At 54.2% G+C, this 21,288-nt stretch carries 23 protein-coding genes; 18 read left to right on the plus strand and 5 right to left on the minus strand.

Going from position 1 to position 21,288, the window contains the following annotated elements; all coding sequences use genetic code 11:
* Positions 1-217: 217 nt before the first annotated feature.
* The 5 genes from FJ147_18270 (at position 218) to FJ147_18290 (ending at position 2,693) form a co-directional block, all read left to right on the plus strand.
* Positions 218-1,216 (plus strand): tetratricopeptide repeat protein, encoded by a 999-nt coding sequence (locus tag FJ147_18270; GenBank protein ID MBM4257823.1) that lies wholly within the window; start codon positions 218-220, stop codon positions 1,214-1,216.
* A gap of 44 nt (positions 1,217-1,260) precedes the next feature.
* Positions 1,261-1,485 (plus strand): DUF433 domain-containing protein, encoded by a 225-nt coding sequence (locus tag FJ147_18275; protein MBM4257824.1) that lies wholly within the window; start codon positions 1,261-1,263, stop codon positions 1,483-1,485.
* Positions 1,485-1,853, plus strand: a complete 369-nt coding sequence (locus FJ147_18280; GenBank protein MBM4257825.1) for a hypothetical protein — start codon at positions 1,485-1,487, stop codon at positions 1,851-1,853. Before FJ147_18275 ends, FJ147_18280 begins: the two co-directional genes overlap by 1 nt.
* A gap of 181 nt (positions 1,854-2,034) precedes the next feature.
* A complete protein-coding gene (locus FJ147_18285; protein MBM4257826.1) occupies positions 2,035-2,247 on the plus strand; it encodes a type II toxin-antitoxin system HicA family toxin in 213 nt (70 codons plus the stop codon).
* Between the two features lie 8 nt (positions 2,248-2,255).
* Positions 2,256-2,693 (plus strand): type II toxin-antitoxin system HicB family antitoxin, encoded by a 438-nt coding sequence (locus tag FJ147_18290; GenBank protein MBM4257827.1) that lies wholly within the window; start codon positions 2,256-2,258, stop codon positions 2,691-2,693.
* A 560-nt stretch (positions 2,694-3,253) separates the two neighbouring features.
* Here the strand turns inward: FJ147_18290 and FJ147_18295 are convergent.
* Positions 3,254-4,297, minus strand: coding sequence for an IS110 family transposase (locus FJ147_18295; protein ID MBM4257828.1), 1,044 nt, complete (start codon positions 4,295-4,297; stop codon positions 3,254-3,256).
* A gap of 195 nt (positions 4,298-4,492) precedes the next feature.
* Between FJ147_18295 and FJ147_18300 the strand changes: the two genes are divergently transcribed.
* The 10 genes from FJ147_18300 (at position 4,493) to cobT (ending at position 11,338) form a co-directional block, all read left to right on the plus strand.
* Positions 4,493-4,936, plus strand: a complete 444-nt coding sequence (locus tag FJ147_18300) for a hypothetical protein (protein ID MBM4257829.1) — start codon at positions 4,493-4,495, stop codon at positions 4,934-4,936.
* 35 nt (positions 4,937-4,971) lie between these two features.
* Positions 4,972-5,250, plus strand: a complete 279-nt coding sequence (locus tag FJ147_18305; protein ID MBM4257830.1) for a hypothetical protein — start codon at positions 4,972-4,974, stop codon at positions 5,248-5,250.
* 2 nt (positions 5,251-5,252) lie between these two features.
* The gene (locus FJ147_18310) at positions 5,253-5,696 is read left to right on the plus strand and encodes a type II toxin-antitoxin system VapC family toxin (protein ID MBM4257831.1); all 444 of its coding nucleotides are present in this window, start codon (positions 5,253-5,255) and stop codon (positions 5,694-5,696) included.
* A gap of 206 nt (positions 5,697-5,902) precedes the next feature.
* Positions 5,903-6,103 (plus strand): hypothetical protein, encoded by a 201-nt coding sequence (locus FJ147_18315; protein MBM4257832.1) that lies wholly within the window; start codon positions 5,903-5,905, stop codon positions 6,101-6,103.
* Entirely contained in the window at positions 6,090-6,404 is a 315-nt protein-coding gene (locus tag FJ147_18320; GenBank protein MBM4257833.1) for a type II toxin-antitoxin system PemK/MazF family toxin, read from the plus strand. The genes FJ147_18315 and FJ147_18320 overlap by 14 nt, the downstream gene beginning before the upstream one ends.
* A 140-nt stretch (positions 6,405-6,544) precedes the next feature.
* Positions 6,545-7,366: a formate/nitrite transporter family protein gene (locus tag FJ147_18325; GenBank protein MBM4257834.1), complete on the plus strand. Its 822-nt coding sequence runs from the start codon at positions 6,545-6,547 to the stop codon at positions 7,364-7,366.
* Positions 7,367-7,466: 100 nt separating this feature from the next.
* A complete protein-coding gene (locus tag FJ147_18330) occupies positions 7,467-8,072 on the plus strand; it encodes a 2-hydroxychromene-2-carboxylate isomerase (GenBank protein MBM4257835.1) in 606 nt (201 codons plus the stop codon).
* Between the two features lie 77 nt (positions 8,073-8,149).
* Positions 8,150-9,700, plus strand: a complete 1,551-nt coding sequence (locus FJ147_18335; GenBank protein ID MBM4257836.1) for a hypothetical protein — start codon at positions 8,150-8,152, stop codon at positions 9,698-9,700.
* Positions 9,701-9,747: 47 nt separating this feature from the next.
* Positions 9,748-10,257 carry a bifunctional adenosylcobinamide kinase/adenosylcobinamide-phosphate guanylyltransferase gene (cobU, locus tag FJ147_18340; GenBank protein MBM4257837.1) on the plus strand — a complete coding sequence of 170 codons (510 nt, stop codon included), beginning with the start codon at positions 9,748-9,750 and terminating at the stop codon, positions 10,255-10,257.
* Positions 10,258-10,270: 13 nt separating this feature from the next.
* Complete coding sequence (gene cobT / locus FJ147_18345; GenBank protein ID MBM4257838.1) at positions 10,271-11,338, plus strand: nicotinate-nucleotide--dimethylbenzimidazole phosphoribosyltransferase; 1,068 nt, start codon at positions 10,271-10,273, stop codon at positions 11,336-11,338.
* Positions 11,339-11,346: 8 nt separating this feature from the next.
* On the opposite strand, the gene FJ147_18350 is transcribed toward cobT, so the two are convergent.
* The 4 genes from FJ147_18350 to FJ147_18365 form a co-directional block, all read right to left on the minus strand.
* Positions 11,347-11,982, minus strand: a complete 636-nt coding sequence (locus FJ147_18350; protein ID MBM4257839.1) for a disulfide bond formation protein DsbA — start codon at positions 11,980-11,982, stop codon at positions 11,347-11,349.
* Positions 11,979-13,256 carry a dicarboxylate/amino acid:cation symporter gene (locus FJ147_18355; GenBank protein ID MBM4257840.1) on the minus strand — a complete coding sequence of 426 codons (1,278 nt, stop codon included), beginning with the start codon at positions 13,254-13,256 and terminating at the stop codon, positions 11,979-11,981. The genes FJ147_18350 and FJ147_18355 overlap by 4 nt, the downstream gene beginning before the upstream one ends.
* 76 nt (positions 13,257-13,332) lie before the next feature.
* Positions 13,333-13,617 carry a 4a-hydroxytetrahydrobiopterin dehydratase gene (locus tag FJ147_18360; GenBank protein ID MBM4257841.1) on the minus strand — a complete coding sequence of 95 codons (285 nt, stop codon included), beginning with the start codon at positions 13,615-13,617 and terminating at the stop codon, positions 13,333-13,335.
* A 14-nt stretch (positions 13,618-13,631) separates the two neighbouring features.
* A complete protein-coding gene (locus FJ147_18365; protein ID MBM4257842.1) occupies positions 13,632-14,432 on the minus strand; it encodes a DUF3047 domain-containing protein in 801 nt (266 codons plus the stop codon).
* A 110-nt stretch (positions 14,433-14,542) separates the two neighbouring features.
* On the opposite strand from FJ147_18365, the gene FJ147_18370 reads away from it, so the two are divergent.
* From FJ147_18370 to FJ147_18380, 3 genes are all read left to right on the plus strand, one after another.
* Positions 14,543-19,147 carry a PAS domain S-box protein gene (locus FJ147_18370; protein MBM4257843.1) on the plus strand — a complete coding sequence of 1,535 codons (4,605 nt, stop codon included), beginning with the start codon at positions 14,543-14,545 and terminating at the stop codon, positions 19,145-19,147.
* Positions 19,148-19,447: 300 nt separating this feature from the next.
* Positions 19,448-20,269 (plus strand): hypothetical protein, encoded by an 822-nt coding sequence (locus tag FJ147_18375; protein ID MBM4257844.1) that lies wholly within the window; start codon positions 19,448-19,450, stop codon positions 20,267-20,269.
* 2 nt (positions 20,270-20,271) lie between these two features.
* Positions 20,272-20,757, plus strand: coding sequence for a vanadium-dependent haloperoxidase (locus FJ147_18380; GenBank protein MBM4257845.1), 486 nt, complete (start codon positions 20,272-20,274; stop codon positions 20,755-20,757).
* Positions 20,758-21,288: the final 531 nt, after the last annotated feature.

The raw sequence follows: 21,288 nt of genomic DNA on the forward strand, positions 1-21,288 counted from the left end.
ACCGACTGTTAGTGATCTGTTATCATCTACTCAGTCGTCGGGTGCCCTATGCCGAACTGGGCACGGCCCCGCTCGATCAGGAGCAGGTGGCGCGACAGCGACGACGCCTTGTCGAGCAGCTGGTCGGTTTGGGAGTCAAGGTCACGATTGAAGAGGGGGCAGTGGTGGCCTAAGCAGGCAATTGTCAGAGCAGGGGAAAGCAGTGAAGGTGCAGGACGTGGGTCGTGAGCTGGGGGTACGCTATGTCGTAGAAGGGAGTGTCCGCAAAGCGGCCAACCGAGTGCGTGTCACGGCGCAGTTAATCGAGGCCGCCACTGGAGGACATTTATGGGCGCAGACCTATGATCGGGAGATGCAGGACATTTTTGCCGTGCAAGATGAAGTGACGCAAAAGATCATGTTCGCCCTCAAGGTCATGCTCACGCCAGAAGAACAAGCACGTTTTCGGCGGACTTCCACACGCGATTTGGAAGCTTATGACTACTTCTTGCGGGGGATGGAGCAATATTTGCGCTTCACAAAAGAGGCCAACGCCCAAGCGAGACAACTGTTTGAGAAGGCTATTTCGATAGACCCCAAGTATGCGGAGGCATACGCTTCACTAGCCGTTGTCCATTGGCAAGCTTGGATCTGGCAATGGAACCAGGACCCCCAGGGTGTTGATTGGGCCGTTGACTCAGCGCAAAGAGCTATCACCCTGAATGATTCCTTGGCCACAGCTCATGCCCTGTTGGGGAATTTCTATCTCTCTAAGAAACAGCACGACCAGGCTATTGCTGAAGGAGAACGAGCAATCCGCCTCGATCCGAATGATGCAGAAAGTTACGCGTGGTTGGGACAAATTCTCAATTATGCAGGGAGGCCAGCGGAAACGATTGGGTTGCTAGAAAAGGCGATGCGCCTCAATCCTCATTATCCTGAGTATTACCCCTCGATCTTAGGCTTTGCCTATCGATTGATTGGGCAGTACGAGGAAGCGGTTGCAGCTCAGAAGAGCGCGCTCTCTCGCAACCCTGACTTCTTGTCTGCCCACACAGTGCTGGCCGTTCTGTATAGTGAGTTAGGGCGAGAGGCAGAGGCCCGGGCTGAAGTGGCAGAGATGCTGAGGATCAGTCCTCAGTTCTCCCTGAAGGTGTATGGGCAGAGAGTGCCTTTCAAAAACCCAGCAGACCTCGAGCGATATCTTGCTGCCCTGCATAAGGCGGGGTTGAAGTGAGAACGCGGAAAAGGTACGCCTCATGAGAAGAAATGAGGGTGAAAATGACTATCGCCTGGCAAGACTATATCGAGAGCACCCCAACGGTACTACGGGGCAAACCGCGGATTAAAGGCACCCGGATTCCAGTGAGCCTGCTCCTTGGTTACCTGGCTGCTGGATACAATCCAGACCAAATCCTCGTGGAGTTTCCCGACCTGCGGCCCGAGCACATTGCCGCCTGCTTGGATTATGCACGGGAGTTAGCGAACTTTGAGGCAGCCGTCTGATGCCGTTACGCTTCTTTACCGATCACTGTGTTCCTAACGTCGTAATCCAGACACTCCGTACCGCTGGACATGAGGTAGTGATTCTCAAGGAACAAATCTCGCCCGATTCAGACGATCCTATTGTGATTGCGAAGGCACAAGAGCTGGAGGCGATCTTGGTGTCGTTGAACGGTGACTTTGCTGACATCGTGACATATCCACCGTCCAGCTACAAAGGTATCATCGCTCTTCAGGTGAAGGACCATCCCGAAGTGATTCCCCAACTCATGCAACGCCTCATGACGTATCTGTCCACTCATCCAGACATGAGCGACTACGAGGGGCAGTTATTGGTAGTGGAGGCACACAGGATCAGAATACGGAGATGATGGGTACAGAAGGATTCGAGAGATAGCCGTGGGCTAACAATCGCCTCCAGCGCGACCGCAGCCCGCGAGCGGCCCCTGCTGAACCTGAAAAGACACAGTTGGGCTGCGGTGGCTGAGGCGCGGCGTTAGGCTTCACACTCCCGGCCTGACATAAGGACAAAAATGTCCGTTATAATGGGCCATGACAGGCAATGAGTTCATTCGTAAAGTGAAGAAGCTAGGGAAGGAAAGAGGTGTAGCCGTGCAATTTGTGGTCCGACGCGGCAAAGGGAGTCACGGCACCCTATTTTATGGGGCGCAGTTTACCATCGTCCCGACTCCCAAGAATGAACTCAAGACCGGCACGTTGCACGCGATGCTCACGCAACTCGGATTGAAGAGCGAAGAGCTGTAGGAGACCCTATGGAACAGTTTGTGTACCCCGCGCGTTTAACCCCAGATCTTCATGAGGGAGGCTTCGTGGTCACATTCGTTGATCTACCCGAAGCGATTACCCAAGGAGAAACACGAGAGGAAGCGGTACAAGAAGCCGCCGATTGTCTTGAAGAGGCGATGGCAAACCGGATGGTTACGGGGTTACCGATTCCACCTCCCTCGCGCATCAAACGAGGACAGTATGCGGTGCCGGTGGCGGCGCAGACGGCGGCAAAAGCCGCCCTATATATTGCTCTACAAGAGACACGGATTACGAAAGCAGAGCTCGCCAAGCGGCTACAGTGTGACGAAAAAGAGGTACGGCGTTTACTAGACCCTCGGCACCCCTCGAAGTTACCACGTCTTGAGGCTGCGTTAGCAGCAATCGGGCACCGCCTGATTGTGAGTTTACAATCCGCTGCGTGAGAGAGTGCCATCAACGAGGAGAACAAAACAGGAGCGGAAGGTTTCCCCGGCTAACTCCTCTCAGGGCTCCGGTGTCAAGAGGGCAGACGCATGCATCGGGGGGGCGGGGTGGCCGTCCGATAACATTGAGTGATGCGTCTTTGTCAAGTGTTTGCGGCTGACTTGATTTCGGTTGCTGGTCACAGCCTGTGGGCTGCACCAAACACCTGTTGAGGATCAATGTTTCCCGTGGAACATGTTGTGCGGGAAACAGTAGGCTCTGTCGAGACTACGTCCTAGAAACTCTTCCGTGCCCTCGTTCCGGTCTTCTCAATACAGCGGGCTGTATCCGAAGACACTCCTCGTGAGTTCCAGACTCGGCGGAGGGGCAGCCACGAGAGGCTTGATGACGGATCACCAAGATGGTGAGCGGGAAAGACTGTCCAATCAACACCTGCGGCTTCGGGCATTTCGTCCAGCGACTCCCGCACAGTCGACGCTGTATATAAGGAAGGAGTCAGCAAAAGGCTCAGCCCCGCGTGCGCCAGTGAGGCCAGAGGCTCAGTCTCTCCCCTCAGGGGTTACGCAGTCACAAAGCGTTGGAGATCAAACGCCTGTTTCCGCGTGAGCATATAGTACACGGCGCGGCCCAGTTTGTGCGCAAGGACCGTGAGCGCTTTAGCTTTGCCGTGTTTGTGTTCGAGTTTCGCGAAATAGTCTTTGCCGGGTTTGCTCTGCCGGATAAAGAGCACGGCCGCTTCAGCAAAAGCCCAGCGTAAGTGCACATTGCCAATTTTTTTGCCCGACGTGCCCAGTTTTTTGCCACTGGATTCCTTGGCGCATTTCACCAGCCGACAATAGGAGACGAAATCTTGCACCCGGGGAAAGCGCGTGATGTCGTGAATCTCATATAACAGGACGAGCGCAAGGATCTGGCCGATGCCTGGGACCGACTGCAACCGCGCGAACGTTTGGACATCGTGCGTTTTGGCACTACGCGTGAGATAGAGTTCCACTTCCCCGAGTAATTGATCGTAGTGATCAATGAGCGACACATCGATCTCGATGGTCTTGTGGACACTGGGATCAGGAAAATGGTCCGCCACATCTTCCCGGTTGGATTTGTTGGCCAGCCGTTTGCCAATCTCCGGCAGATTGTACTGACTATTGGTATTATGGATGTGGGCTAAGAGTTCGGCCCGCTTCCGGGCAAGATGACAGCGTCGCCGCAGTAAATCGCGGGTCGCCCCCATCTCTGCGGGATAGACATAGGCTTGCGGCATCATGCCGCCCCGCAATAACACCGCAATCTTGTGCGCATCACTTTTATCGTTCTTCGCTTTGCCCCTGTGAATCGCCTTCATATAGAGCGCGTGCCCCAAGACGAAAGCAATCCCTTCTCTCTGACAGAGGTCTGCCAACCAATCCCAGGTGAACATACACTCCACGCCGACAACCAGATCCTCTCTATACGGAGCAATCAGCCGCAAAAACGCCTCGGGGGTCGTCGGCAAATTCTTGTGTACGAGTTTCGTGCCGTGTTGATCGAGGATACAGACGCACATGGCTTTCGCATGTAGATCGATGCCGCAATAATGTTTATGCTGCTGCGTGTAGAAATTCATCCAGGCCTCCTTGGGGGGTGAAAATTTGTCTCTCGCCATCCTATCGCTGCTACTCACAGCCAAGGAGGCCTGGATGAGTATCAAATCATTTCAGCCGACCTTACCGCGTGAATCACATGATTCAAAATAATCGTCCGCAGCCCTGCGGTACCGCGGCTGAATTCGTCCGTTAAACCTCGCCAGGAAGGTTGGGAGATGTATCAATCTTACAAATCAGTTCTCAGGGTTAGCAGCCTTCTTCTGCTGGTCTTTGTAGGGAGTGTTTTTGCGCAACAATCCCCATCAAACCAGAAAATCGACAACTGCATGAAAGCCAGCAAGTGCGCAGTTCAGTTACGTGGAGAAGCAACTGCTAATCCGATTATGTCCTTCATCGTTGCCGAGGAAGTCTGGGCAGCCTTTGACGAGAAGGATAAAAACGACTTACGTATACTTTTGAAGAAAAAGATAGAGCAAGCAAAAGTTCAAGCTGAAACTTACACAGACATCCCAGCTTCTGCCCCTTTTGATCGCAAGGCGATAGCCAACATCAGAAATACAAAGCCGTATTCTGTTATTCTGTCAAGAAGTCAAAGTTCGAGCGGAGCCCTATCCATGATAAAGAAATCCTGGTTGACTTCTAAGCTGATCGGTTCATAAGATTTGTGGAGTGCTTGCTCACGAAAGGGCTAAGTATGCAAATTACTCTCGAACTATCACCCGACATTGAGGTACGGTTGCGCGAGAGCGTAGCAGATGGAGATGTTGAAGCTGTTCGCCGCCTGTTAGCGGAAGCCCTTACTCCAACAGTGGAAGCGTTGCTGCGGGAAACGACTGCTGAGTTGACGGATGCCAAATTTGAAGTCTTAGCAGACCAACTAGCTGACGAACTCACAAAAAGTCTTGGATCAAATGTGCCTTCGCTGTCAGATTCTGCAGTGAGCCGGGCAGGGATTTATGAGGATCACCCATAGCTGTGATTTACCTCGCAGATACAAATGTCTTACTGCGGTTTGCCGACCGCACGCATCCAATTCACCCGACCGTCCGTGCTGCAGTACGTAAGCTACGAACCAGCGGGCACAGCGTTCGCGCCACGCCGCAGAATTTTGTCGAATTCTGGAATGTGGCAACTCGGCCAATCGAAAGGAATAGATTCGGATTGGTGCCTGCTACCGCCGACCGGCTGCTACGCCTTGTGGAGCGGCTTTTTCCGCTACTGCCGGATTCACCTGTTGTGTATACGGAATGGCGTCGCCTCGTAGTTTCCTTCGGAGTCTCAGGCATCCAAGTCCACGATGCCCGCATTGCCGCGGCTATGGTTGTTCACGGCATCACTCATATCCTTACTTTCAACACAACTGATTTCGTGCGCTACGGAACGAGAGGAATTGTAGCGGTGAACCCAACAACCATGTGAATGACTTAGCAAGAGAAGGCAAGGTCTAACAAACGGCATGCAGGCCGACCGCAGCCCGCGAGCGGTTCCCGATGATTGTGAAAGGACACATTTGGGCTGCGGCGGCTGACACCGGGCGTTAGGCATCGGGAAGCTTACAAATCTCCTTAACCAGATTGAAAAGTAACGGATTGTCGTTTTGAATCACCAGCAAGAGGAGTCAACATATGAACTCATCAGTACAGGAGCTTTTGCATTCTTTTGACCTCTTGCCAGAGGCGGAACAGCGAGAACTTGCCTGGGAAATCCTCCGCCGCACGATCTCCTTTGACCTGCCTTCCCTCTCCGACGAAGAGCTTGTAATGAGTGCCGAAGAACTCTTTCTAGAGTTGGACCGTCGTGAGGCTCAACCCAATGAACACTCCTAATCGAGGAGAAGTGTGGATGGTTGATCTTGGGCTGGCAGCAAAAGTTCGCCCCTGTCTCGTCCTCAGTGTGCCTGCGCTTGATCAAGATCGCTCTTTAGCGACGGTTGTGGCACACACGACCAGCGCACGTGGGTCACGATTTGAGGTGGCCGTTCCGATGCCGTTTTTACGCACGGGTGTCTTTGACGCCCAGAATTTAGTGACGATTCCTCACGCAAGGCTGATCCGGAAACTAGGGAACCTGTCGACGGAGCAATTGTCGAAGGTAGAGGCAGTCGTGCGTTTGTGGTTAGGATTCTGAAGCTCATCACAGTTGGTGTTTAGGACCGATGCCTAACCTTCGCGCCACCTCAGTGCGGCCCTGTGGCGTGAAGGAATGAATCTAAACGGTCACGTCTGGGCGGCTCGCGGTGACCGGGGGCGTTAGCGGGCTCAATCTCGATGGAAAAAGAACCGATCCTTAGCGACGCGTACCCGCCGCAGGAGATAGCTCGGAAGGTTGAGGGCCTCGGCGTTGCGAAGGCGCGCGCCGATGTTCTCACATTGCTCGTGCTGGCAGTACTCGCTGGCGCCTTCATTTCGCTTGGCGCACTGTTGTTCACCGTAGTGGTTACAGAATCCAGCCTTGGCTTCGGCCCCACACGCTTGCTTGGCGGTGTGAGTTTCTGCCTCGGCTTGATTCTTGTGGTGGTGGCCGGTGCCGAGTTGTTCACCGGGAACAACCTCATCGCGATGGCCTGGGCCAGTCGCCTGATCGGTACCCGAGAGGTCATGCGGAACTGGCTGCTCGCTTACGTTGGTAATGTGGTTGGCTGCCTGGGAACGGTTCTGCTCGTCGTGTGGGCCAACATCGCCAGCCTGGGAGATGGCGCCGTGGGTGAGTTAGCGGTACGCATCGCTCGTACCAAAGCGGACCTTTCCCTGGCCGAGGCCTTCGCGCGCGGAATCCTCTGCAACGCGCTCGTCTGCCTCGCCGTGTGGCTCGCGATAGGCGCGCGCAGTGTGACCGATAAGATCCTGGCGATCCTCTTCCCAGTCACCGCCTTCGTAGCCATCGGCTTCGAGCACTCGATCGCGAACTGGTTCTTTCTGCCTTTCGGGCTCGCGCTGGACACGCACGGCGCGGTGTCGATCTCCGGAGTCGGCAGGAACATTATCGCGGTGACCGCCGGCAATGTGGTTGGCGGTACCCTACTGGTGGCCGGCGTGTACTGGGTCGCCTATCTGCGAGGCGAGCGCATGCGGAAGGATCGGTCCTCGTGAGTCGCGACTGGGGTTCGGCGGCGTCGCCCGCTAACAACAGCATGCAGCGGACGGCGCTGCGCGCCGCGGCTGATGCTAAGTGTTCGACTCGGGGAGCCATATGAGTTGTATTGAATTTTGGTTTGAATTTGGAAGCACGTATTCCTATCCAGCAGCTCTCCGAATTGAGAGAGTGGTCCGCGATGCGGGCCTAGCAATCATTTGGCGTCCATTCCTGCTTGGACCCATTTTCAAGGAGCAAGGGTGGAATGACTCGCCTTTCAATCTCTACCCCGCGAAGGGGTGCTATATGTGGCGGGACTTGGCGCGCATCTGCGCTGACCTCGAGATTCCCCTGCGGCAACCAACGACATTTCCCAGAAACTCCTTGTTGGCGGCTCGCCTCACGTGTTGGTTCCAAACAGAGAGCTGGATCCCTGAGTTCATTCGTCAGGTGTACCTGGCAAACTTCGGACGGGATCGAGACATTGCGGATGCGAAAGAGATTCTTTCAATTCTCGAAGGTCTTAATCAGCCGCTTGACATCCTTTCAGTTGCGGAGTCGCCCGAGGCGAAGGCAAAGCTTCGCGCTCAAACCGAACAAGCGCGAGCCCTTGGCATTTTCGGAGCCCCCAGTTTTGTGGTCGAGCAGGAGCTTTTCTGGGGAAACGATCGCTTAGAGGCCGCGGTCGCGTGGGCTCAGAGAAAAGGGAAGAGTGCCGTCTAACTCCTCTATGAGCAAAGTGGTAATTTATCGTACATTGTTTTTCACACCATAATGAGCCGCGTAAGGAAGTGCCTAGCATGATATGGCAACCGGAAAGTGACGCAATCGCAGCGCGACGGCAGCGTGCCTTACACATGGGTGGCGCTGACAAGATCGCCAAACAACGCGCGCAGGGGAAACTCACAGATCGTGAGCGTATCGCCCAACTGCTTGATGCGCATTCATTCACTGAGATTGGGATGCTGGCAACGCACCAGAGCCAGCGCCCGGAGATGCAGGGGGTCTATACTCCAGCGGACGGCATTCTCATTGGCTATGGCCGGATCGATGGACGTGAGGTACTCCTCGGAGCTGAGGACTTCACCGTCATGGGCGGATCAGTCGGACAGACTGGCATTGTCAAGCGTGAGCGCCTTTTTGAACTCGCGTATCAGACGAAAGTGCCAGTTATCTGGCTCATCGACGGTTCTGGAGCACGAGCGAACGAATATGTTCGTGGCGGATGGGTGGCTGCTACACATTTTGTGTTGATGTCGCAACTCTCGGGGATCGTACCACAAATAGTGGCGACGATGGGGCCGTGTGCCGGAGATCCGGCGTTGATGGCGCCGTTAGCGGACTTCGTCATCATGGTCAAAGGAACGAGTATGCTCGCGGCTGGAGGACCGCCAATCGTCGAGGCCGCGATCGGCGAGAAAGTGACCAAAGAAGAACTCGGCGGATCCGTCGTCCATTGCCATATCAGTGGAGTAGGGGACAACGAAGCCGAGGACGATGAAGATTGTTTGCGCATGATTCGCCGCTACCTCAGCTATTTTCCCATCAATGTTTATCAACTCCCACCACGCCTGACCCCTACTGATGATCCTGAGCGGCGCGATGACGGGCTGTTGTCGATCGTGCCGCGCAATCGCAAGCGGCCATACGACATGCTGAAAGTGATTGGCCATATCGTTGACCACGAGTCACTATTTGAGATTAAGCCACACTACGGTCGCTCGGTTGTCACGTGCCTTGCACGGATGGATGGCAACGTTGTCGGCGTCATTGGCAATCAGCCGTTGCAACTCGCGGGCATTATTGATGGTGACGCAGCTGACAAGATGACCCACTTCATTCAACTGTGTGACGCGTTCCATATTCCACTCATCTTCTTATCTGACGTTCCAGGCTTTATGACCGGGAGTGTATCTGAACGACAAGGGACCCTACGGCGTGGCTTACGGATCGCTTATGCCTTGTCGTTTGTTACTGTCCCTAAGGTTTCGGTCGTATTACGCAAAGCGTATGGCATGGGTGCTGTGGCCATGTGTGGTCATAAAATGGGCCAAATCTTGACGCTCGTCTGGCCCTCTGGTGAGTTCGGCGCTCTCCCAGTTGAAGGGGGAGTAAATGCAGGCCACAAAGCTGCCCTCGCAAGTGCCGGTGACCAAGAAAAAAAACGCCAGGCACTAGAAGAGTATTACAATCAATTTGGGAGCCCATTCTCAACGGCAGAGACGTTTAATTTTGATGACTTGATTGATCCACGCGACACCCGTCCTCTGATTATTCGGGCGTTACGTGCAGCCCGGGCTGGTAACACTGCTCCGTTGGGACCGAAAACCCGCCACGGCATAATGCCGTAGCTAGTGAGGAGGGGCGTATGGCGCGCAAATCGATAGAAAAAGAGAGTGTGCTTGTCCTGGGTGGAGCCCGGTCTGGAAAAAGCACCTATGCCTTGCAACGCGCACAGTCGTGGAGTGGACGGCTTGTGTATGTTGCGACGGCGGAGGCGAAAGATGCGGAAATGAAAGCGCGCATTTCGTCGCATCGTGCGCAGCGCCGGAGTCGGCGCTGGATTACTATTGAAGAGCCGATGGGTGTCGTCTGGCAGTTGAAAGAGTTGGATGACAGTGTCGGTGCCGTGGTGCTCGACTGTATCACACTGTGGGTGTCCAATGCGTTACTCGCGAAGCGACGTGATGAACTCGAAAACCAAGTCGCGGAGTTGGTCGAAGAGATCCCGTTGTTTCCATTTCATTTCCTTGCTGTTAGCAATGAAGTCGGACTTGGCCTAGTACCGGATAATCCGTTGGGCCGAGAGTATCGTGACCTGCTTGGCACGGTGAACCAACAGCTAGCCAAAGTATGCACAGAAGTCCTCTTTCTGGCAGCAGGACTACCGATGAAATTGAAAGGATAATGGTTGGTAGGGCATGAACCTTCTTGATGCTACCTTACGCGAGATCCAACCGCTCGACATGTCGCTCGTGGTCCGCGTCCAGCGACGACTCAATTCACTCACCAAGCCGCATGGGAGCCTCGGGCGATTGGAAGTGCTCGCACTGCGATGTGCCTCTATCTCTGGAAGTGAACGTCCACGGGTAGACAATAAAGTCCTCTTTGTCTGTTGTGGTGATCATGGGGTGTGTACAGAGGGGGTCAGTGCCTATCCGCGTGAGGTAACGGCCCAGATGGTCTATAACTTTCTGCGTGGCGGTGCGGCGATTTCAGTCCTGGCCCGACAGTTCGGGATCAATGTCCAGGTAGTCGATCTCGGCGTTGACCATGAATTTGCGATCGATCTGCCTGGCTTGGTTTCACGAAAGGTGGCGCGTGGAACCGCCAACTTTGTCCGCGCAGCGGCGATGTCTTCCTCACAGGCTGTTCAGGCCATAGAAGTCGGTATTGCCGTTGCCTCTGACGCTATTCGCGAGGGAGCCCAGCTCATTGGTGTTGGAGAGATGGGGATCGGGAACACTACGTCAGCGACCGCAATGTTGTCGGTATTGAGTGGGATTGACCCTGAAACGCTGACTGGACAGGGGACCGGAATCGATGCCAAGGGCAGAAAGCGGAAAGTGGCGGTCATCAAGCGAGCGCTGGCGTACCATAAACTCTCATCGAGTGATCCTCTGCGTGTTCTTACTGCGGTCGGTGGATACGAAATCGCAGGGATCGTTGGGATGTGTCTTGCTGGCGCCGCATTGCAGGTCCCAGTTGTGATTGACGGATTCATTGCCACGGCCGCGGCCTGGGTGGCGTGTGCCCTACATCCGGCGGTCAAGGATCGCCTTATTTTTGCCCATCTCTCTGCTGAGCAGGGACATCACCATGTGTTGGCCGCGTTGGAGGTGGAGCCCCTGCTGAACCTGTACATGCGCCTTGGCGAAGGCACCGGAGCGGCACTGGGTATGAGTCTTGTCGACTCCGCAGTCCGTATCCTCAATGAGATGGCAACGTTTGATGAGGCAGGTGTGGCAAAGGGGGAATGCGGGAAATAACAACCTTACTATTTCCGTCTCACCCCTGCTTGCTCTAACTTCTCTTGTACTCGTACGAGGCGTTCGTTGCCCCAAAAGAGTTCTCCGTTTACCAGGTAACTCGGCACACCAAATATGCCTATTTCTTCGGCAGCATTCCGCAGTCGATCGTGTTCGTGGCGTCCTTCACCTTTGAGGTAGTCAAGAAACCCGGCGCTATCGATGCCACCTTCTTGAAGGACAGCTTGGATAACAGCAGGATTTTCAATATCGAGTTCTCTTCGCCAGAAGCGCCCATACACGGTGTTATGATAGGGGCGAAAATTGCCATGACGCTTGGCGTACAACAGGCCGATATGCGCAATGGAGGAGTCGAAGATCTTCTGCGTGCCGCGAATGACTAACCCGCGCCGATTCGCCTCTCGACGGCAGTCCATGTAGCTATATTTCACCCGTCGCCACTGGTGGGCGTTGCGCGCTTCTTCCAGCACTTTCCCGGTGGCGTCGACTTTTGCTGACCCCAGATAGCTGGGGATATCGAGTGTGTACGGTACCCAATCAACCTCGACATCGTAGTCGTCTTGCAGTTGAAATGTGTCAGCTTGAGCCAGATACGCATACGGGCTCTTATAGTCGAAATAGTGGGTAATCCTTTTAATGGTCATAATCTTTTTCCCTGTTCTGTTGCTGGCATTCTCCCCTCAGAATTCGCCACCACCACCGCAGCGGTAATGTCGCCAGTGACATTCAGCACAGTGCGCGACATATCGAGAATGCGATCGACACCAATGATAACGCCGATTCCTTCACCTGGAACCCCCACCGACTGGAGAATCGGTACCATGAGAGGAAGCGATCCGCCCGGCACGCCCGCAGTGCCAATCCCGGCAAGCACTGAGAACAATACGACAAGCACCTGTGAGCCGAATGAGAGTTCGACGCCGTAAAATTGGGCAAGAAAAAGAATGGTTACGCCTTCGAATAATGCGGTGCCGTTCTGATTCGCCGATGAGCCGAGTGTCAAGACAAACGAGGAGATATCGCGCGGCACTCCGAGTTTCTCTTGTGTCACTCTGAGTGCTGTTGGTAATGTTGCGTTGCTAGAGCTGGTAGAAAATGCCGTGGCCATCACCTCAGATACTTGTCGAAAGAAGAAGCCGGGCGACATTCCGCCAAGGACGCGAAGAATAATGGAATAGGTAACAAATAACTGGAGGCATAACCCGCCGATCACAACGATCATGTATGCCAGGAGTGGCTTGAGAACATCCAAACCAAACCGCGCGGTCAACGTAAACAAGAGAGCGGCGACTCCATACGGGGCCAGGCGCATAGCCAGTTCAATCAGGCGCATGACCACCTCATAGAGTCCTTCAAGGACATTCAGCAACGGTTCCATCTTTGCCGGTGGCGAGAGGGCGATGCCGATGCCAAACATCAGGCAGAAAAACATGAATGCAATCATCTCTCCTTGGGCTGCAGCCCGGAGAGGGTTGTCGGGGACAATCGCATACAAGATTTTGAGGACAGGGTTTTCACCGGCTGCGAGTAGGGGGGGAGGGGTAGGGGTATTACTGGCCTGCTGCAGGGCTGCTCGGGTTTCTGGGGTGAGGCCGTCACCTGGGCGAAAAACATTGACCAACGTTAATCCGAGAAAGACCGATAATGCTGTGGCAAAGATCGTGTATAGAAATGTCTTTACCCCCACCCGTCCGAGCGTACGTACATCACCGAGTCCGGCGACTCCTAATGCCAGTGCTGAGAACAACAGCGGAATTACCAGCATGAAAATGAGCCGCATGAATAGGCGGCCAAATGGCTCGGCGAAATAGGTGACGAACTGCTGCAGATGTGGATCATCACCGAAGAGCAGGCGACTTGCACTGCCAGCGACGACGCCAACAATCAGGCCGATAAGAATGCGGGTGTGGAGCGGCAAGGCTTTAGGCTTTAGGCTCTAGGCTCTAGGCTTGAGAAGAATCTTTCCTGTCGCCTATAGCCTGAAGCCTTGTCTCTTAGGCTTTTTCGATCTTCTCGATATGTCCGGCGAGGTCGAAGTCTCGCGTTGTCAGAGCACCAACATCATGAGAGATCAAGCTCAACGTGACTTTGTTGTAATTGATAGTGATGTCAGGATGATGATCTGATTGTTCAGCGAGTTCACCGACTTTATTGACAAATGCCAGAGCGTCTTTGAAAGTCCCCAAGGTGAATTTCTTTTGCATGCCTTTGTTCTTTATCAGTTCCCAGCCAGGGAGAGCACGTAACTTTCCCTGGATTTCTGCTTGTGACAACGCCATTGTCCTCTTCCTTCCTACTGCCCACCCATCATTGCTGGGGCAATCTGCAACGTTTTGTTCCGCGCTTGCACAGTGTCCGCGCCGTGTTCAGTGAGGAACAAAAAGTCGTCATAGTCTGCCTCGGCAATACTACTCGTTGAGTCTGAGTCGGTGAGCACAGCAATCCCGATGAGCTTTCCGGGCTCTTCGCCAAAGAAATCTTTGTAGTCTTGATAATAATTGATGGTTTCTTGTTGCCACTCGCCAACTCGGGTGTTGCCACTTTGTAGAACCACAACACGCGAGCGCCAATATACAGGGCTCTTCATCCGTGTGCCCACTGGCAAACTCGAACTCCACACATATTTTATTGCTCGTGGCATCAGGGTGCTATCAAAGACGAGATACACGGCTGCTCCTGAGTCATTGGTCTTTTCTGCACGCTCGTCTGCACCAGTTGGCAGTTGCTTCACCCGCCAACGCCATTGCAATGCCGGAAACTGCTTCAGCTTGACTGACCGCGAGAGTCCGATTTGGACATCTTGTCTGTCGGCATAGGCACGAAGAAAGCGATTCCCATTCTCTTCCCCAACACTATAGACTGCCTTTGCGGTCGCCTCGTCGCCGCGCACTACCCACTGCGCAGGAAACGAGAGGGGGATGTCGGTATCAAAATTCTCGATCAAGAGCATTTCGTCCCCTGAAGGTTGGCTTTCCGCATACCCTAAAGACATCGACCCAAGAATACCGATGAGTGCGACGATAACGGTCCGCCTCATGCCCGTCCTCCTCCCCGCGTTCTGTGCGGCTCGCCGGTCGTGGGTGATACATGACATGCCCTATTGGATAGAGGAAAGGTTGTGCCACTGCAAGTCCGAAATGCCAGCCAGGTTGGCGTCTCGCTCTAAACCTCTTCCCGTTTTGGCCGATAGTTCACCGTATCACGATGGGAACCGTGGAGTCTTGTCTAGGTGGTACGATGAAAGACATTGATAAAAATCCTGTGCAATTATTGAGTGACGTGGTGCAACTGCGGAGACAGATTGCCCAACTCGAACAGATACGCGACGAACTGCACACAAGCGAAGAGCGCTGGCGCTTGGCCGCACGTGGCAGCGCTGATGGCGTATGGGATTGGACCTTGCAAGACAACTCTGTCTACTTCTCTCCTCGCTGGAAGGAAATGCTTGGCTTCAGTGATGAGGAAATTCCTAACGACATAGAAGAATGGCGTAAGCGCATTCATCCTGATGATACAGAAGAAACAGCGCGGAGAATCGACGCTCATCTCCAAAAGAAGACGGATTCCTGCATGACGGAATTTCGTATGCAGTGCAAAGATGGCAGCTACAAGTGGATTCTTGGTCGAGGTCAGGCCGTCTGGGATGAGGCAGGAAATGCCATTCGTATGGTCGGAACCCACACGGATCTCACCGAACGTAAACGTGAAGAAGAAGCCCTGCGGTCGAGTGAAGAACGCTGGCAGCTTGCCGTTAGTGGTGGCAATGATGCGATATGGGATTGGAAAGTGGCGACCAATGAAGTGTATTTCTCGCCCCGCTGGCGTGAAATGCTGGGGTACGAACCACATGAGTTTCCCGATGAGTTTTCTGAATGGGAAAGTCGTATTCATCCTGACGATAAAACCCACGCCTTGCACGATCTTGAGCGATACTTCATCGGCGAGACACCCTTCTATTCCAATGAGCATCGTCTCCGATGCAAAGATGGCAGTTACAAATGGGTATACACACGAGGTAAAGCGCTCCGCGATCAAGCTGGGACTGTCATGCGCATGACCGGCGCTTTGACCGACCTGACCGAACGCAAACACGCTGAAGAAGGGCTCCGCATCAGCGAAGAGCGCTGGCAACTCGCCACGCAAGGCAGTAACGACGGGATTTGGGATTGGAATCTGGTTACACACGAAGTGTATTTTTCTCCACGCTGGAAAGAAATTGTCGGCTATGAAGATCATGAGTTGCTCAATCAATACGAAGAATGGGAGAGCCGTGTTCATCCCGATGATCTCGCTGCTACTCGGGCCGCGATTAATGATCACCTCGTGGGAAAGGCGCCAGGGTATGCCCATGAATTTCGTATGCGGTGTAAAGATGGCGAGTATAAATGGATCTTTTCCCGTGCAAAAGCGCTGCGTGATGACAACGGAAAAGTCACACGCATGGCGGGGACGCATACCGATCGGACGGAACGGAGATTAACCGAAGACCGGCTGCGACTATCCGATCAGGTGTTGTCCTCCATTGATAACCTCGTGCTCGTGGCGGATGAGCACGGACAAATTGTCTATGTAAATCCTGCCGTGACTCGGCTGCTTGGTTACACGCGCGAGGAGGTGCTTGGGGACGGCTGGGTGAACCTGACGCACCCTGATGAACAGTCTCGTGCTGCGGTACGCACGTTCTACAAGGCGATGATTGCCGGAGAACAAACAGTTCCCTTACCAAAAGAGCGACAGCTTTTAGACAAATCTGGGAATGTTCACTGGATTCTCTGGCACGAGGCCAAGGGGCCAGGAAAAACCTTGATCAGTGTCGGAACCGACATCACTAGTCGTACACGAGCAGAAGACGCGGTAAAGGAGAGCGAAGAACGGTATCGTTTCCTGGCGGTGAATGCTACAGACTTTATCTCCCGTCACAACCCGGCGGATGCGGTCAACCTGTACGTTTCACCTTCGAGTAAACAGCTGCTTGGTTATGAGCCAGAAGAGATGATCGGTCGGTCATTTCTCGACTGGGTCCATCCAGACGATTGCGTGACAATGGCCGCTGCCGTGGCAAAGATCATTCGTACGCCCGACACAGGGCTGGTCACTTTCCGTGTCCGTCGCAAGGATGGAGAATATATTTGGTTGGAGAGTACCACGCGCGGAGTGCGCGACCCACAGACAGGTAAGGTGAACGAAATCATTGGCTCAGCACGTGATGTCACCGAACGCAAGCACGCTGAAGAAGAACTGACGAATGCCAAAGAAGCAGCCGAGGCGGCCAACCAGGCGAAATCACAGTTCCTGGCCAGTATGAGTCATGAAATCCGCACGCCGATGAATGGAGTGCTAGGGATGAGTGAACTCCTCCTTGGTACAGATATGAGTGTCAAACAACGACGCTTTGCCGAAACGATTCACAGTTCTGCGGAGACGCTCCTCAGTATCATCAATGACATCCTCGATTTCTCAAAGATCGAGGCAGGAAAACTGGAACTCGAACACATCGACTTTGATTTGCGACAGACTGTTGAAGAAGTGGCTGACCTTCTCGCCGCTCGAGCACATAAGAAGGGGCTCGAACTCGCTTGCCGCATTCATCCTGATGTTCCTACGGCAGTCCGCGGTGACCAACACCGACTGCGACAGATTCTGACCAACCTCGTCGGTAACGCCATTAAGTTTACTGAGCGAGGGGAAGTCATCATCGAAGTCCAAAGTCTCAAGTCCAAAATCCAAGGTCAAGCAAACGCCGTGTCGACTTTGGACTTAGGACCCGGGACTTTGGACCTACGTTTCTCGATCCGCGACACTGGCATTGGCCTGAAGCCCGAAGCCCTAGAGCGATTGTTCCAACCCTTCGCTCAAGCTGATGGCTCGACAACGCGGAGGTATGGCGGAACGGGGCTCGGCTTAGCCATCAGTCGACAACTCGCGACCACCATGGGTGGGGACATTGGAGTTGAAAGTCTCTACGGCACAGGCTCAACCTTTTGGTTTGAGTTGCCCTTTGCACTGCAAGCTCAACCTGTCACCGTACATTTTTCGCCGGGGAAAGAACTGCAATCTTTACGTATCTTGATTGTCGATGACAATGCCACCAATCGTGATATTCTTCACCATCAGTTAGAGTCATGGGGAATTCGCAACAATAGTGCACCGGGTGGTACACATGCCCTCCAGCTTCTTTACAAAGCGATGGTGTGGAAGGATCCGTTTGACGTCGCCATCCTAGATATGCACATGCCAGAGATGGACGGCATTCAACTGGCAAAGCACATTAAAGCAGACGAGGTGTTAGCCTCGACGCGGCTCGTGATGCTGACCTCAGCGGGACAGTATGGTGACGCCGCCGCCGCGCGCAATGCGGGAATCGAGGTCTATCTGAGTAAGCCCGTGCGTCAGTCTGACCTCTATAATTGCCTCGCGACTGTTGTCGGTGCCCCTAGTACCTCTCCGTCCACTCTTCAACTGCCATCCGTGGAACCTGCACCAGTTGTTCCTCGACCAGGAGAACACCAAACCGATGTCCGTGTCCTGTTGGCTGAAGATAATCTAGTCAACCAAGAAGTTGCGGTGAATATGCTGGAATTGCTCGGTTGTCAGGTCACCGTGGCTAGCAATGGGCATGAGGTTCTCGATGCGCTGTCTCGTGGGTCCTATGACCTGGTGTTTATGGATTGTCACATGCCCGAAATGGACGGCTTTGCCGCCACTGCGGCCATTCGTCAACAGGAAGGAGCGAGCCGCCACACGACCATTATTGCGCTGACTGCCAATGCCTTAGATGGGGATGAAGAGGAATGTTTGGCCGCTGGGATGGATGGATATCTGAGCAAACCGTTCTCGCAGGAAAAGTTACAAGCGATTCTGAGAAAATGGATTCCCGCGGTCCAACAACGGCAAGAAGCTTCGTCTGAGACCGTCGCTGTCAGTGCAGCACCGCCATCCCTCACTTTTGCTTCGGAACCCGTGATCGACGAGAAAACGCTGGCGGAAATTCAACTGCTACAGAAACCGGGGAAACCGAATGTCCTGCACAAGTTGATTGCGACGTACTTAGCGGATACTCCGCAGCGGGTTGCAGTGTTACACGCAGCGCTCGAAAAGGGAGAGTGTCAGGCGTTACAAGGGGTAGCACATAGCTTGAAAGGCAGTAGTGCAACGCTTGGTCTCAAACGGTTTGCGACGGTTTGTCAAATGCTTGAGCAGTACGCCCGAGAGCAGAATATTCCTCCAGCTCGCGCACTTTCTTCAGCCTTTGAGTCTGCCTATACTTCCGCCAGTGTGGCGCTACGTGCGCTACTGCCGAACAGCGCTGAGCAAGAACCCTCTGCTTCTCCCCAAACAACCTCGGTGAAGTCTTCCCTTCCACCAACTGTGAAGACGGAGGAAGAGCCGCCCCAGAGCGCCGCGCCGCCGGTGATCCTGTTAGTGGAAGATAACCTTGTCAACCAAGAAGTCGCAGTAGGGATGCTGGAGGGGCTTGGGTATCGGGTCGAGACCGCTGACAACGGTCGCGCAGGGTTGGAAGCCATCATTCGCAAGCGTTATGCCTTGGTTCTCATGGATTGCCAGATGCCCGAGATGGATGGATACGCGGCCACCCAAGCCGTTCGTGCGCGTGAAGCGGCGTTTCGTGATACGATCCCACACCTCCCCATTATTGCGCTTACTGCGAATACGATGGTTGGTGACCGCGAGAAGTGTTTATCCGTAGGGATGGATGATTATCTCGGCAAGCCGTACAACCAGGAACAGTTGCAAGAAGTATTGCGGCGTTGGATGCCAACTGACCAACGCCTCCGCGATGCAGCGTAGAGGTTTGTTGCCCGTACCATCCAACTCCCCTGCAATTCTCATTTTGACCTATCAAGCCCGTGGGTAGGCCGGAATAAGCGAAGCGGTTCCGGCTCAGTGCCGCCCCCCTCCCTCTCCTCATTTCTTTATTGACAGCAAATACGGCAATCTAGTAGAAGCGCGTGAACCTTTACACAGAAAGGGGGGGTACTTCGCTTTCTCACTACATTCCTGACAACGACGGAAGGGACACCTCAATTATTTTCCCTGTATCCCTCACGGCATGTGCTGATAGGGCATTTGTAAAAGGAGGAGACTGTCATGCGAAAGTTGGCTTTTGCTGTTGTTGGAACATTTCTTACCCTTGGTGCTGCTACGAACGCGTGGGCTGATAACGTGGTTACCCGCTGGGTCGAGGAGGCGTTAGATGTTGTTCGTCTCACCAACACTGGTACTCCAGTCGCTGGCCGTTGGTATGCCATGACCACCGTTGCCATGTATGACGCGGTCAATGGTATTGACCGCGCTCGCTTTCTCTCAACCCGCGAACACGCTCTTGTTCCACCGACTGGTGCCCCTCCCCTTGGTGATCGCCGGGCCGCCGCTGCGGCTGCGGCTCATGCCGTGTTGGTTGCCCTGGCTCCATCACAAGCCGCGAATCTTGATACTGCTTTGGCAACAGAACTGGCGTCCTTCGGTGGCACAGGCAATCCGTTTGTCGTGCTGGGGCGAAACTGGGGCGCATCGGTTGGCGCACAGGTTGTGACCCTCCGTGCAGCTGACGGCACTCAAACCCCAGAAACACAGCCTGCCGATTCCGGGCTAGGCCAATTCCCACGCGCTTTTTCGCCTGCGCAGTACCGCAATATGGCTCCCTTTGGCGTAAATAGTATCGTCCCGTACGCGTCATCGGGACCACCAGCCTTTACCAGTGAAGAGTATGCGGCAGCATTCAATGAGGTAAAGGTGCTTGGCAGTAACACTGATACTGACCCAGAACGGACAGCGATTGCCCGGCAGTGGCTGGCAGAAGCAAATACCGCACGGGAAACCGGCCTGTGGCTTAAGGAGCGATCAATATCGTCGAGGACCAGCATACGGACCTCTTCCTCTCCGCGACTGCAAGACTTTTTGCTCTGTTAGGCATGGGCATCGCCGATGCGGTTGCTACCTCATGGACGGCAAAATTTGACTGGCTCTTCTGGCGCCCTGGCGATGCGATTCGTTTTACTGGAGATGATGGGAATCCAGCAACAACGCCAGATCCACTTTGGCTTCCCCGCACGAGTGGGACACCTCCTGGAGTCTTCGGTGGCACACCAGAACACACTTCTGGCACTTCAACGTTTGCAGGCGCGGCATCAGCCATTCTGGCGGGTTTTTATTGTACCGACAAAATCCCCTTCTCGTTTGAAGCCGAAGGAACTAATCCGACGACACGTTCGTACTCCAGCTTTAGCCAGGCGGCCAACGAGGCGGGCCGTTCACGCATCTACGGTGGAATTCACTTTGAGTTCAGTAACCAAGCGGGACGAAATGCTGGCAATGGCGTCGGTCATGAAATTGTCAATACGCGCTTACGTCGTGCCGGTCAGTGTTTTGGTGTCTTCTGTCAGTGCCCGCAACTCTAACGTGTTCGTGTACCGTAGGGACGCGGCCTCTTGGCTTGCGTCCCTGTAAAAGAAGACAGCGGGCGCGATAGTGGCGAGGCAATCGGCAAGTATATTGAGAAGAAACGGCTGCAGCCACTTCATTGAAGACACAAGAGGTTATTTCAACCTGAGCAACCGCTGTCCTCAATCGAACCGCGAAAGATTGGCACGCCAAGGTTGTCACCCTGAGTGAAACGCAGGGTCTCTCAGAGAGATTCTTCGCTACGCTCAGAATGACCTAGGCACAGGTGGATAGCATAAAGTGGACGAATGTGCTGTGGCCTGATTTAGACGGCGCAGGGGCATGGTACGCCGAGCCTGGCCTGGTGCAAAGACGCCTCACGCTGCCTGTTGAAAGTGGACCTGCTTTTCTTCCGCTAGCGTGAGCTGGCGGAAGGCCTGTTGGCGTTGGGCCTGGAGCGACGGCCCCAGGTGCTGCTGGCACCACTGCCGGACTTGTGTGGTAGAAACCGTCGCCAGTGCGTCTCGAATCACTTCGGGTGTAGTGGA

Source organism: Deltaproteobacteria bacterium (assembly GCA_016874775.1).
In the GTDB taxonomy this organism is placed as follows: domain Bacteria; phylum Desulfobacterota; class Binatia; order Bin18; family Bin18; genus VGTJ01.

Coding starts and splice junctions, on each gene's coding strand:
- FJ147_18275 (MBM4257824.1), top strand. CDS start 1,261: ATGACTATCGCCTGGCAAGACTATATCGAGAGCACCCCAACGGTACTA.
- FJ147_18280 (MBM4257825.1), top strand. CDS start 1,485: ATGCCGTTACGCTTCTTTACCGATCACTGTGTTCCTAACGTCGTAATC.
- FJ147_18285 (MBM4257826.1), top strand. CDS start 2,035: ATGACAGGCAATGAGTTCATTCGTAAAGTGAAGAAGCTAGGGAAGGAA.
- FJ147_18290 (MBM4257827.1), top strand. CDS start 2,256: ATGGAACAGTTTGTGTACCCCGCGCGTTTAACCCCAGATCTTCATGAG.
- FJ147_18295 (MBM4257828.1), bottom strand. CDS start 4,297: ATGAATTTCTACACGCAGCAGCATAAACATTATTGCGGCATCGATCTA.
- FJ147_18300 (MBM4257829.1), top strand. CDS start 4,493: ATGTATCAATCTTACAAATCAGTTCTCAGGGTTAGCAGCCTTCTTCTG.
- FJ147_18305 (MBM4257830.1), top strand. CDS start 4,972: ATGCAAATTACTCTCGAACTATCACCCGACATTGAGGTACGGTTGCGC.
- FJ147_18315 (MBM4257832.1), top strand. CDS start 5,903: ATGAACTCATCAGTACAGGAGCTTTTGCATTCTTTTGACCTCTTGCCA.
- FJ147_18320 (MBM4257833.1), top strand. CDS start 6,090: ATGAACACTCCTAATCGAGGAGAAGTGTGGATGGTTGATCTTGGGCTG.
- FJ147_18325 (MBM4257834.1), top strand. CDS start 6,545: ATGGAAAAAGAACCGATCCTTAGCGACGCGTACCCGCCGCAGGAGATA.
- FJ147_18330 (MBM4257835.1), top strand. CDS start 7,467: ATGAGTTGTATTGAATTTTGGTTTGAATTTGGAAGCACGTATTCCTAT.
- FJ147_18335 (MBM4257836.1), top strand. CDS start 8,150: ATGATATGGCAACCGGAAAGTGACGCAATCGCAGCGCGACGGCAGCGT.
- cobT (MBM4257838.1), top strand. CDS start 10,271: ATGAACCTTCTTGATGCTACCTTACGCGAGATCCAACCGCTCGACATG.
- FJ147_18350 (MBM4257839.1), bottom strand. CDS start 11,982: ATGACCATTAAAAGGATTACCCACTATTTCGACTATAAGAGCCCGTAT.
- FJ147_18360 (MBM4257841.1), bottom strand. CDS start 13,617: ATGGCGTTGTCACAAGCAGAAATCCAGGGAAAGTTACGTGCTCTCCCT.
- FJ147_18365 (MBM4257842.1), bottom strand. CDS start 14,432: ATGTCATGTATCACCCACGACCGGCGAGCCGCACAGAACGCGGGGAGG.
- FJ147_18370 (MBM4257843.1), top strand. CDS start 14,543: ATGGGAACCGTGGAGTCTTGTCTAGGTGGTACGATGAAAGACATTGAT.
- FJ147_18375 (MBM4257844.1), top strand. CDS start 19,448: ATGCGAAAGTTGGCTTTTGCTGTTGTTGGAACATTTCTTACCCTTGGT.
- FJ147_18380 (MBM4257845.1), top strand. CDS start 20,272: ATGGGCATCGCCGATGCGGTTGCTACCTCATGGACGGCAAAATTTGAC.